Genomic DNA, 11,143 nt, shown 5'->3' with positions numbered 1-11,143 from the left:
ACCGAGCGTCTCACCGGTCAGGGCACGACCGACCGCGGTGACGCCTCCGGCACGGGATGGTGGGCGTCGGCGACGGAGACGTACGACGCGGAGGTCCTCGACCGGGTGGGGCTGGACCCGGCGCTGCTGCCCCGCGTGGTCCGGCCGGGCGGGGCCGGTGCCGGCGGCGGTCGCCGCGGCGCGCGACACGGTGCGCGCGCCGGTGCGGATCGCGGACGCCCAGGCGGTGCGGCTCGTGCGCCCCGGCGACCGGGTGGACGTGATGGCCGCGGCGCGGATCGTCACGCGGGCCGCGCCCGTGGTCGCCGTGCCGCGCGAGTCCGACGGGTTCTCCGCCGGCCTCGGCGCCGACACCGCGGGCGGCGGGAGCGGGGCGCTGATCGTGCTGTCGGTTCCCCGTGCGACGGCCGCAGCGCTCTCCGGCGCCGCGGCGCAGACCCCGCTGTCGCTCGCGCTGCGGTGATCGCGGACCGGGGTGTCCAGGTGCGGAGGGGGCGGGTCGGGGCGAGTCGGACAGAGCTGTGTCGCACGGCCTCCGAGCCCGTACCCTCAGATGCCGAACCGCTCACGGACCCCCGGGTTCCGCCGTCCGTCCCGTGGTGGGGCCCACTGCTTCGTCAGGGTTCCGTAGGCCGAACATGCACGGTCGTTCGAAAGGAAATCGTCCCTTGAAGGGCTTCAAAGCCTTCCTTCTGCGTGGCAATGTCGTCGAGCTCGCTGTCGCCGTCGTCGTCGGCGCGGCGTTCAGCAAGATCGTCGATGCATTCGTGAAGGGCCTCATCAACCCGGTGATCGGTGCCATCGGCACCAAGAACCTCGACGGCTACATCGTCTGCATCGAGAAGCCCTGCGTCGCCTCCGGTGGCGAGCTCACGAAGGGCGTGGGCCTGCTGTGGGGCTCCGTGGCCGGTGCCGCGCTGACCTTCCTCATCACGGCCGCGGTCGTGTACTTCCTGCTGATCCTCCCGATGAACAAGCTCAACGAGCGGCGCAAGGCCGGCAAGGGCGAAGAGGCCGCGGCCGGCCCGACCGAGCTGGAGCTGCTCACCGAGATCCGCGACCTGCTCGCGCGTCAGCAGGGCAACGGCGGCGGTCACACCGTCCCGGCGCCCTACGACCACGGCGGCGGGAACCGGACGTACCGGTAGCCACGGCGCGTCCGTCTCAGATGTGGTGCGGGGGCTTCTCGTCGAGGAAGCGCGCGAGATCTCCCGCACCGCCCTGCCCCTGGCGGTCGCCCCAGCCCGCGTCGGTGTCGTCGCTCGACTGCCGGTCCAGCGGGTCGTCGAAGACCAGCGCCGTCGCGGGGTCGCGCGGTTCACGCGGGCGGCCGGGGGCGGGCTGCGAGGCGGGGCGAGGGTCGGGACTGCTCATGGGTCCAGGGTACGGGCCCGCCCCGACCGGCCGGCCGGCCCGGGACAGGGGTCGGGCCCCGGTGCAGGGGGGTGGCACCGGAGCCCGAGTCTTGGGTGGGGGGTTGTTGCGGGCGCCGCGGTGGGCGCCCGCAGGTGGTCAGGCCGCCTCGATGGACAGCCCCGTCTGGCGCGCCATGCGCTTCAGGTCGGCCAGGGCGTGCTTCTCGATCTGCCGGATCCGCTCCCGGGTCAGGCCGTGCTGCTTGCCGACCTCGGTCAGCGTGCGCTCACGGCCGTCCACGATCCCGTAGCGCGCCCGGATGATGGACGCGGTCCGGTCGTCGAGCCGGTCGATCAGGTCCTCCAGTTCCTCACGCCGCAGCATGACGAGCACGGAGTCCTCCGGCGAGGCGGCCGAGGTGTCCTCGACAAGATCGCCGAACTGGGTCTCGCCCTCGTCGTCCACCGACATGTTCAGGCTCACGGGATCGCGCGCCCAGTCCAGCACGTCGGCGATGCGCTCCGGCGTGGAGTCGAGTTCGGCGGCGATCTCCGCGGGCTCCGGATCACGTCCGTGCTCACGGTTGAACTCGCGCTGCACCCGGCGCACACGTCCCAGCTCCTCCACCAGGTGGACGGGAAGCCGGATCGTGCGCGACTGGTCCGCGATGGACCGGGTGATGGCCTGACGGATCCACCATGTCGCGTACGTGGAGAACTTGAAGCCCTTGGCGTAGTCGAACTTCTCGACGGCGCGGACCAGGCCCGCGTTGCCCTCCTGGATCAGGTCGAGCAGCGGCAGGCCGCTGCGCGGGTAACGTCGCGCCACGGCGACGACAAGACGCAGGTTGGAACGGATGAAGACGTCCTTGGCCCGCGCACCTGCGGCGGCTATCGCCTCCAGTTCCTCGCGGTCGGCGCCGCCTCCCGAACCCAGCTCCTCACCCGCGAGGAGCTGCTCGGCGTAGACGCCGGCCTCGATCGCCCTGGAAAGCTCGACTTCCTGCGCGGCGTCGAGCAACGGCGTGCGCGCGATCTCGTCGAGGTACATGCCGACGAGGTCGCGGTCGGCCATCTCGCCGTGGCCGTGCGCGCGAGCGCTGCTCTTCCCGCCGGTGGTGCTGCGGGCGACGGCACGGGTTGCCATGCGTGCTCCCTTGCGAAGGTTCGGTCGGGTGTCGGTCGAATGAGCTGCCCCTCAGCAGCTTCGCGACTACCTCTCGGCTGCCCACTCGAAAAGGGATAACGACTGGAATCCGGACACAATTCCCATGCGCACCCCCATTTTTTACGATCTTGCAGTACCCTGTCCGGCCACAGCGAGAGGTGGATCATTGCCGAAGTACCCGGAAGTGCAGGTCAGACCGGGTCGGGAGGAGGACCTGCCGGCCCTCACCGAGCTCTACAACCACTACGTCCGCGCGACGCCCGTCACCTTCGACCTGGAACCGCTTTCCCTGGAACAGCGCCGTCCATGGCTGCTCTCCCACCCGGAAGACGGACCGCACCGCCTTTTGGTTGCTCTCGAATCCCCAGAAACCCTCGGATCGGCGGAAACTCCGGACACGGCTGCCCCGGCCGGCCACCTCCTCGGCTATGCGACGAGCAGCCCGTTCCGCCCGAAGGCGGCCTACGCGACCTCGGTGGAGACCTCCGTGTACTGCGCGCCCGGCGCGGCCGGCCGGGGCGTCGGCACCCTGCTCTACACCGCGCTCTTCCACGCCTTGCGGAACGAGGACGTGCATCGCGCCTACGCCGGCATCGCGCAGCCCAACGAGGCGTCGGCGCGGCTGCACGCCCGCTTCGGTTTCCGCCCGGTGGGCGTGTTCCGCGAGGTCGGCAGGAAGTTCGGCCGCTACTGGGACGTCGCCTGGTACGAGAAGGAGCTCACCTCCGGCGATTGACCCCTTGAATCGGGCCGGCGCCTGTCAGCGCAGCCACGGCAGGTCGGCCGACGCCCCCTTCTCCGGCTGCAGCCCCTCGGCGATGGTCCGGCAGATGTCGCCCAGTTGCCGTATCTGTTCCGGCGAGAGACGGTCGAAGATCGCCCCGCGCACCGCCTCGACGTGCCCCGGCGCAGCGGTGGCGAGCGCCTCGAAGCCCTCGTCGGTCAGGACGGCGAGCTGGCCGCGCCGGTCGGACGGGCAGCTCTCACGGCGCACCCAGCCGTTCTCCTCCAGCCGCGCGATGGCGTGCGAGAGCCGGCTGCGCGTGATCTTCGAGCGCTCGGCGAGTTCCGTCATCCGCATACGGCGCTCGGGCGTCTCCGAGAGCCACACCAGCAGCGAGTAGTAGGCGTGCGGCATGTTCGCGTCCCGCTGGAGCTGCCGGTCCAGGGCGTCGGAGACCAGTTGGGTCGATGCCATGTAGGCGCGCCAGGCGCGCTGCTCCTCGTCGCTCAGCCAGCGGGGTTGAGGGCTGCTCGTCGTCATGGGCCCATGGTACGAAGTTATCTTGAAACCTCAAGCAATCGCGGGTAGCGTCCTGGGTGCTCGCTTGAAAGTTCAAGGAATCGGGCAAGGAGGGCCATGACGACCGCACCCGCACTCCCCCAGGCAGCCGTCCGTACGCGCGTGCGCGTCCCGCTGCGCTTCTCCGACGGCTGGACGACCGACGCCGACGTCCTCACCTTCACCGGCCTCGCCGACGGCAAGGAGCACATCGCGCTCGGCCTCGGCGCGCACGACGGGACGCCGGTACCGCTCGTCCGCCCGCACTCGGAGTGCCTGACCGGAGACGTGCTCGGCTCCCAGCGCTGCGACTGCGGGCCCCAGCTGCGGGAGGCGGTCGAGCGCGTCGCCGCCGAGGGCGGCTATCTGCTCTACCTGCGCCAGGAGGGCCGCGGTATCGGCCTGTACGCCAAGCTGGACGCGTACGCCCTCCAGGACCGGGGCCTGGACACCTACGCCGCCAACCGCGCGCTCGGCCGGGCCGACGACGAGCGGGACTACACCGCCGCCGCCCAGATGCTCGGCGCGCTCGGCGTGGACACGATCCGCCTGCTGAGCAACAACCCAGACAAGGCGGGGCAGTTGTCCGCCCTCGGTATCACGATCGCCGAACGCGTGCCGACCGGAGTGCACCTCTCGCAGGCCAATGTCCGCTACCTGCGTGCGAAGGCCGAGCACACCCATCACACCCTCGACCTCCCGGCCTGAGGAGGCCCCCATGCGCATGCCCGCCCTGTACCTGTCGCACGGCGCCCCGCCGCTCGCCGACGACCCCGTCTGGCCCGGTGAACTGGCCGCCTGGTCCGCCGGGTTGCCCCGCCCCACGGCGATCCTGATGGTCTCCGCGCACTGGGAGGAGGCCCCTCTCGCGCTCGGCGCGACCACCACCGTCCCGCTGGTGTACGACTTCTGGGGCTTCCCGCGGCACTACTACGAGGTCCGGTACACCGCCCCCGGCGCGCCCGCGCTGGCCGACTCGGTGCGGGGACTGCTGCGCGGTCCGGGCGTCCCGGTGCAGGACATCCCGGACCGGGGCCTGGACCACGGGGCCTACGTCCCGCTCGTGGAGATGTTCCCGGACGCGGACATCCCGGTACTGCAGGTCTCGATGCCCACGCTCGACCCGCAGAAGCTGATGGACATCGGACGGAAGCTGGCCCCGCTGCGCGACGAGGGCGTGCTGATCGTGGGCAGCGGCTTCTTCACCCACAACCTGGCGGCGTTGCGGCACGCCGGAGGCGTCCCCGGCTGGTCCACCGAGTTCGACGACTGGGGCCGGCGCGCGCTGGACGCCCAGGACGTCGACGCGCTGCTGGACTTCTCGCACACGTCCCCCGCGGGGGCACTCGCCCATCCGCGCACCGAGCACTTCGCCCCGCTCTTCGTCGCCATGGGCGCGGCCGAGGGCGATCTCGGCACGCAGCGCAGCGTCATCGACGGCTTCTGGATGGGTCTGGCCAAGCGATCCGTGCAGTTCGGCTGATCCCTCCCGGTTCCCCCGGTTCCCCCGGCTCACCCGGCGGGAGCCGCAAGGAACCAGGGAAGGCCGAAGGGCCCCGCTTCCCAGGGGAAGCGGGGCCCTTCGAACGTCGCGCCGGGGCGTCCCGGGTCAGTGGGCGACCACGGGGACGACGAGGTCCTCGGCGTTGCCCTCCGCGCCGTCCTCGGACGACGCGGCCACCACACTGCCGCCGTGCCCGGCGGTGATGAAGGTGAAGGCGATGATCGCCGACAGCGCCAGGATGCCGGCCGCCCACCAGATGGCGGTCGAGTAGCCGTGCACCGCGGCCGCGTTGATGAAGCCCTGCTTGCCCAGCGTGCGGGCGTCGGCGGCGTGGCCGGCGATCCACGTGGTGGTGGCGCTGGCCGCGATGGTGTTGAGCATCGCGGTACCGATGGCGCCGCCGACCTGCTGCGAGGTGTTGACCATGGCGGACGCGACACCCGCGTCACGCGGCTGCACACCGTGCGTGGCCAGGCTCATGGCCGGCATGAACGCCGTACCCATACCGAGGCCGAGCAGGATCTCCGCCGGCAGGATCAGGCCCGCGTAGGAGCTGCCGACCTCGAGCTGGGTCAGGATCAGCATGCCCAGGGCCGCCAGCACGAAGCCCGGGGTCATCAGCAGCCGAGGCCGGACGCGGTTCATCAGACGCGCGCCGATCTGGGTCGAACCGGTGATCATGCCCGCGATCATCGGGAGGAAGGCGAAGCCGGTCTTCAGGGCCGAGAAGCCCTGCACGACCTGGAGGTAGTAGCCGAGGAAGAGGAAGAGGCCGAACATGGCGATGATGGCCAGGCCGAGCGAGAGGTACACACCGCCGCGGTTGCGGTCGGTCACCACGCGCAGCGGCAGCAGCGGGGCCTTCACACGGGACTCGACGACCAGGAACGACGCCAGCAGCACGGCCGCGACCACGAACAGGCCGATGGTCTTGCCCGCACCCCAGCCGTCGGACTCGGCGACGGTGAAGCCGTAGACCAGCGAGACCAGACCGGTGGTGGCGAGCAGCGCACCGGGGATGTCGAGGCTGCTGTTGTTGCGGCTGCCGGCGGGCTCGCGGATGACCCGGAGCGCACCGAAGACGGCGACGGCGGCGAAGGGGATGTTGACAAAGAACGTCCAGCGCCAGTTCAGGTACTCGGTCAGCGCACCGCCGAGGATCAGGCCGACAGCGCCGCCACCACCGGCGATGGCGCCGAAGATGCCGAACGCCTTGGCGCGCTCCTTGGGCTCGGTGAACATCACCGCGAGCAGCGACAGCGCGGCGGGCGCGAGCAGCGCGCCGAAAGCACCCTGCAGCGCGCGGGCACCGAAGAGCACCGCCTCGTTGGCCGCGGCGCCACCGATCGCCGAGGCGGCCGCGAAGCCGATGAGACCGGTGATGAAGGTCCGGCGGCGGCCCCACATGTCGGCGATGCGCCCGCCGAAGAGCAGGAGCCCGCCGAAGACCAGCGCGTAGGCGGTGATGACCCACTGCTTGTTGGCGTCGGAGATGCCCAGATCGGCCTGGGCGGTGGGAAGCGCGATGTTCACGATGGTGCCGTCGAGGACGACCATCAGCTGGGCTATCGCGATGAAGGCCAGCGCCTTCCAGCGCTGGGCGTGGGCCGTTTCTGACATGGATGAACTCACTAACGGTGGGAAGAGGCGAGCACGACGGTGAACTCTGCGGACCGCATGGTCGCCGCGCACCGATGCGGGCGGGCGCGACTCATGGAGCCAGAGAAGACGAAGGCGACTTACAGTACGTAACGGATGAATGGTCGGCTAGTGAATTACCGGTCGGCCGGCCACGGCGCGCGGCCGCCGGCGGAGGCTCAGTCCCGCCCCCGGAGGTCTTCGAGCGTCACGGAGGATCCGGGCAGCGGCGAACGTGCGGGGGCCTCCAGACCATCGACGAACAACTGCAGGTGCCGGTGGATGAAACGGCTCATGTCGCAGTGCGATCCCGGCAGGGGCCGGGTGAGCTGGCTGATCGCCACCATCAGATCGCCGACGTCGATGTCGTCGCGGAGCCGTCCGGACCGACGGGCGGCGTCCATCAGGCGCGCGACGGCGCCCTGCAGCCGGACGCGGCCCTCCTCCAGGCGCGGTTCGCCCTGGCCGAACCGCGCGACGAGCATGGGACACAGCGCCCCCACCCGCTCGTCGGCGGCCTCGTGCACAAAGGCGCGCAGTGCGTCGAAGGGGTCCGGTTCCTCGATGAGCAGCCGCTCGGCGCGGTCCGTGATCCGGGTCATCACCGAGAGCGCCACCTGGATTGCGAGTTCCTGGCGGTCGGCGAAGTGCCGGTAGACCGTCGCGTTGCCGACGCCCGCGCGGCGGGCGACCTCGTCGAGGGGTGCGTCGGCGCCGTACTCCAGGAGGACCTCGCGGGCCGCGGCCATGATGCGCTCACGATTGCGGGTCGCGTCTGCGCGCTGTTTCACGGCGATCTGGGCCATGACGGGTCCCCCTCTCCCACGGTGCCGGGTGTACTGCCTGACGGTTGTCCGTTGCCGCGCATCCGGGGAAGCTGTCCCCGCTTGCGCGAACACAAGGGTAAACGGGGAGGCTGTCCCCGGATATTTCGGCCCTCGTTGTGACCTGACTCACATTCAGCGGCGAACGGGAAGGACCCCGGTCGCACCGTGGCGACCGGGGTCCTTCCGCGAGGGCCCGGGGGTCCTCCCGGACCCTTGGGCGCTCGACTGCTCGACTGCTCGACTGCTCGACTACTCGACGACGAGCTCGACGGGGATGTTGCCGCGGGTCGCCTTGGAGTACGGGCAGACCGCGTGGGCCTGCTCCAGCAGCTTGTGACCGGTCTCGTTCTCCAGCTCCGCCGGCAGCTCGGCGCGGAGCACCACGGCCAGGCCGAAGCTCGTGTCGTCCTTGCCGATCGAGACCTCGGCGGTCACCGAGATGTCCTTGGTGTCGACCTTGGCCTGCCGGCCGACCAGGGCCAGCGCGCTGGCGAAACAGGCCGCGTAGCCGGCGGCGAAGAGCTGCTCGGGGTTGGTGCCCTGACCGTTGCCGCCCATCGCCGGGGGCATGGCCAGCGCGAGGTCGAGCTGGCCGTCGGAGCTCACGGCCCGCCCGTCACGTCCATTGGCGGTGGCGACAGCGGTGTACAGCGCGTCCATGGGAATCCGTCCTCTTTCGATCGCGTACGAACTCGTTGCGACAAGTAGAGCACACAACTCAGTTGCGCACAACTAAAACGGGAGCAGTCGAGATACTCTGGTCCCATGACCGCCCCTGTCTCTGCCCCCGCCTCCGGATCCGCGCGGGCCGGCGACGACTACCTGCGCCTGGAGCAGCAGATCTGCTTCTCGCTGCAGGCCGCGTCCCGTGCCTTCGGCGGTGTCTACCGGGTCGTCCTCAAGGACCTCGGCCTCACCTACCCCCAGTACCTGGCCATGCTCGTGCTGTGGGAGCACGGCCCCCTGCCGGTGAAGAAGATCGGCGAGCACCTGCGGCTCGACTCCGGCACGCTCTCCCCGCTGCTGAAGCGCCTCGACACGGCCGGTCTCGTACGCCGCGAACGCTCCGCCGACGACGAGCGCTCGGTCACCGTCCACCTCACCGAGGACGGCACCGCTCTGCGCGAGCGCGCGCTCCAGGTACCGCTGCGCATATCCGCCGCCACCGGCCTGGGCCTCGACGACATCAACGACCTGCGGACCCGCCTCGACCGACTGACCTCGGCACTCGACGCGGCCGACCTGTCCGAGGGGCCCGACACCGACTGACCGGCGCCGGGAGGCTCGGTGATCCACACCGACGCCGCCCTGCGCCCGGCGTCCCCACCACGGGCGCCCGCATCACCGTTCGCCGCAGCCCGAGTGCACGTCCGCACCGCCTCGCCCCCGATCCGCTACCCTGTCCTGGGCTGCCCTCCGGGGCGGCAGCGCCCTGCCGGGACCCTGTCCCACGCCGGGCGTGGCCTCAGTAGCTCAGGGGATAGAGCACCGCTCTCCTAAAGCGGGTGTCGCAGGTTCGAATCCTGCCTGGGGCACAAGGGAAAGGGCCCTGGACCGATCGAGGTCCGGGGCCTTTGACACTACTTCTGACATCAACGGCGGCGTTCGATGGCGGCCATCCGCTGGTCTGCCGACTCTCTGGATGCGATCGCTCCACTCGCCGTTTCGAGCGCCCTATAAACGCTTGTGGTCGACAGCCACTGACGTGACACGATGCCGGTCCGGCGTGGTCGACAGGGGGTACAGCATGACCGAGGACGAAGCCGTCGAACAGCTGAAGATGCTCGCGCGGTCACGTGCGTTCGGACGCCACGTGGGCTCCGATCGGCTCATCAAAGTGGCACTCGACGCCCTCCTGGCCGACGTGGACACGCCGTCGCTGCCGCTGCCGGCCGGCCTCGGTCGGCGCGAGGAACCCGAGGCGTCCGGGCTGTTCGATCAGGTGATGGAAGAGCTCGGATTCGTCTTCGAACCACCAGCCGATCCGACTGCCGCTCGTTGGGAACTGGCCTACTGGCTGGCTGATCAGATCGCCGATGGTTCACTCAACCCCGCAACAGGCGCGGACATGGTCTGGACCGAGGCAGCCATGGAACTCCGATATCCGCCCGAGTTGCAGCCCATTGTCACGTGCGCCATCCAGCTCGACGACTGGAACGAGGACTGGACAATCTCCCGGGACGAGATCACCAGCAATGTCGTCCGAGCGGCTCACGAACTGCTGCGGAACCGAGCGTCGTCAGCCCCGAGGCACTGAGCCCGCGTTCAACGACGAGACCCCAAGCTGCCATAGCCGGGGGTCTCCATTACTTTCACGGCATGCGGCGACCGGTCACCGGGCGACGCGCCTTCTCAACAGCCGGTCCATGTGGCTGAGCAGCCGCCATGGGGCGAGCCTCGAAGATCGGGGCGCACATCGAGCTATTCGGGCAGGCAAGAGCCAGCCCGATGCGCGGCCGGCGAACGGGCCCCGAATTTCCGCCCCACGGCAGCTCCCGGCGAAACCGCTGTGCCGAGCTCCGAGCGTGCGCCTGTGGACACCGGCACTGCTCCGGACGGCCCGCCGTCCGATGCCGAGTTCGAGCAGTACCGCGACCTGCTGCCGCGCTACTGCGCCCATGAGCTCGGCCAGTGGGAAAACCTCATGGCCGAGACGCCTGCTGGGCCGGCCTCTGTGATCTCCAGCCGAGCGCTCCCGCCGGGTGCGGGCGTCGAAGCCCGCCGACCGTTCTCACGGGCCGTCGCCGGGCCGGCCGAGGCGAACGACCATTGACGGACGAGAACAACCGCACGGCTTCACCACAGGTCAGAAGCCGTGGGCGATAGTCCGGCGCAAGTAGGGTGCTTGGCGCGTCACTTCCAGAGGAGCCAGTCGATACCCGCTCCAACACCGGTTCTCTGCGGGAGCATTGACCTACCGGGCAGAGGTGAGCACCATACGCTTGTGATCAGGCATCCTCCCGCGATGACACAGGGCCGTCATGGCAGTTGAACCACGCCACGACATGCGGCTGCGCGTCCGTCTGGCGGCTACCTCCTCGCCGTGCTGATCAGCGCCGGGTGGATGGTCATAGGTCACGGGTGGCTCGCTGAACCGTGGTCAGCGAGCGCGGAGACCATGCTCTTGCTCCTTGCGGTAGCCGTGCTCTACAGCGAGATTCGCGCCTGGCGACTCCGTCGCACCCACCGTATGCCCGATTGAGCGGAAGCAACGGGCGGCAACAATGACCCGGATCAAGGGTATGGGCCGGCCGCCGGGTGCCGAGCTCCTGAGCGTTCCGGACTGCCGGCGGTGGGCCGTCGAGGTCTCCTGATCGGCACACTCCTGACAGCGCCGACCGGAGCACCTGACGCCGCTTGCAGTGCCTT

14 protein-coding genes, 1 tRNA gene and 1 pseudogene are annotated in these 11,143 nt (G+C 70.2%); 10 read left to right on the top strand and 6 right to left on the bottom strand.

The window, feature by feature from the left end:
* The 3 genes and pseudogenes from PV364_RS27705 to mscL form a co-directional block, all read left to right on the top strand.
* Positions 1–150, top strand: a pseudogene (locus tag PV364_RS27705) (xylulokinase); the annotation flags it as partial.
* Positions 151–157: 7 nt separating this feature from the next.
* Complete coding sequence (locus tag PV364_RS27700) at positions 158–463, top strand: hypothetical protein (protein ID WP_319663066.1); 306 nt, start codon at positions 158–160, stop codon at positions 461–463.
* A gap of 175 nt (positions 464–638) precedes the next feature.
* Complete coding sequence (mscL, locus tag PV364_RS27695; protein ID WP_319663065.1) at positions 639–1,148, top strand: large conductance mechanosensitive channel protein MscL; 510 nt, start codon at positions 639–641, stop codon at positions 1,146–1,148.
* Positions 1,149–1,164: 16 nt separating this feature from the next.
* Here mscL and PV364_RS27690 read toward each other — a convergent pair whose 3' ends face one another.
* Together PV364_RS27690 and PV364_RS27685 are read right to left on the bottom strand one after the other, a co-directional pair.
* On the bottom strand, positions 1,165–1,374 hold the full coding sequence (locus PV364_RS27690) for a hypothetical protein (RefSeq protein WP_319663064.1): 210 nt from the start codon (positions 1,372–1,374) through the stop codon (positions 1,165–1,167).
* Between the two features lie 138 nt (positions 1,375–1,512).
* Entirely contained in the window at positions 1,513–2,502 is a 990-nt protein-coding gene (locus tag PV364_RS27685; protein ID WP_319663063.1) for an RNA polymerase sigma factor RpoD/SigA, read from the bottom strand.
* Between the two features lie 187 nt (positions 2,503–2,689).
* Between PV364_RS27685 and PV364_RS27680 the strand changes: the two genes are divergently transcribed.
* Entirely contained in the window at positions 2,690–3,259 is a 570-nt protein-coding gene (locus PV364_RS27680; protein ID WP_319663061.1) for a GNAT family N-acetyltransferase, read from the top strand.
* Positions 3,260–3,283: 24 nt separating this feature from the next.
* Here the strand turns inward: PV364_RS27680 and PV364_RS27675 are convergent, their stop codons facing one another.
* Positions 3,284–3,787 (bottom strand): MarR family winged helix-turn-helix transcriptional regulator, encoded by a 504-nt coding sequence (locus PV364_RS27675; RefSeq protein ID WP_319663059.1) that lies wholly within the window; start codon positions 3,785–3,787, stop codon positions 3,284–3,286.
* A gap of 96 nt (positions 3,788–3,883) precedes the next feature.
* Here PV364_RS27675 and PV364_RS27670 point away from each other — a divergent pair, with 96 nt between their 5' ends.
* Positions 3,884–4,513 (top strand): GTP cyclohydrolase II, encoded by a 630-nt coding sequence (locus PV364_RS27670; protein WP_319663058.1) that lies wholly within the window; start codon positions 3,884–3,886, stop codon positions 4,511–4,513.
* Between the two features lie 16 nt (positions 4,514–4,529).
* Positions 4,530–5,288, top strand: a complete 759-nt coding sequence (locus tag PV364_RS27665; RefSeq protein ID WP_319663083.1) for a class III extradiol ring-cleavage dioxygenase — start codon at positions 4,530–4,532, stop codon at positions 5,286–5,288.
* 126 nt (positions 5,289–5,414) lie between these two features.
* On the opposite strand, the gene PV364_RS27660 is transcribed toward PV364_RS27665, so the two are convergent.
* From PV364_RS27660 to PV364_RS27650, 3 genes are all read right to left on the bottom strand, one after another.
* Complete coding sequence (locus PV364_RS27660) at positions 5,415–6,929, bottom strand: MFS transporter (protein ID WP_319663057.1); 1,515 nt, start codon at positions 6,927–6,929, stop codon at positions 5,415–5,417.
* A 197-nt stretch (positions 6,930–7,126) separates the two neighbouring features.
* The gene (locus PV364_RS27655) at positions 7,127–7,753 is read right to left on the bottom strand and encodes a TetR/AcrR family transcriptional regulator (RefSeq protein ID WP_319663055.1); all 627 of its coding nucleotides are present in this window, start codon (positions 7,751–7,753) and stop codon (positions 7,127–7,129) included.
* Positions 7,754–8,023: 270 nt separating this feature from the next.
* The gene (locus PV364_RS27650; protein WP_319663054.1) at positions 8,024–8,434 is read right to left on the bottom strand and encodes an organic hydroperoxide resistance protein; all 411 of its coding nucleotides are present in this window, start codon (positions 8,432–8,434) and stop codon (positions 8,024–8,026) included.
* A 105-nt stretch (positions 8,435–8,539) separates the two neighbouring features.
* Here PV364_RS27650 and PV364_RS27645 point away from each other — a divergent pair, with 105 nt between their 5' ends.
* The 4 genes from PV364_RS27645 (at position 8,540) to PV364_RS27630 (ending at position 10,547) form a co-directional block, all read left to right on the top strand.
* The gene (locus PV364_RS27645; RefSeq protein WP_319663053.1) at positions 8,540–9,043 is read left to right on the top strand and encodes a MarR family transcriptional regulator; all 504 of its coding nucleotides are present in this window, start codon (positions 8,540–8,542) and stop codon (positions 9,041–9,043) included.
* A gap of 193 nt (positions 9,044–9,236) precedes the next feature.
* Positions 9,237–9,309: transfer RNA gene (locus PV364_RS27640), tRNA-Arg, on the top strand.
* A 212-nt stretch (positions 9,310–9,521) separates the two neighbouring features.
* Complete coding sequence (locus tag PV364_RS27635; RefSeq protein ID WP_319663052.1) at positions 9,522–10,031, top strand: hypothetical protein; 510 nt, start codon at positions 9,522–9,524, stop codon at positions 10,029–10,031.
* Positions 10,032–10,307: 276 nt separating this feature from the next.
* Positions 10,308–10,547: a hypothetical protein gene (locus tag PV364_RS27630; protein ID WP_319663051.1), complete on the top strand. Its 240-nt coding sequence runs from the start codon at positions 10,308–10,310 to the stop codon at positions 10,545–10,547.
* The last annotated feature ends 596 nt before the right edge of the window (positions 10,548–11,143 follow it).

The organism is Streptomyces sp. MI02-7b (genome assembly GCF_033793585.1).
Taxonomy (GTDB): Bacteria; Actinomycetota; Actinomycetes; order Streptomycetales; family Streptomycetaceae; genus Actinacidiphila.
Note: the sequence above shows the minus strand (reverse complement) of the source record. Positions and strands in the feature narration are given on the sequence as shown.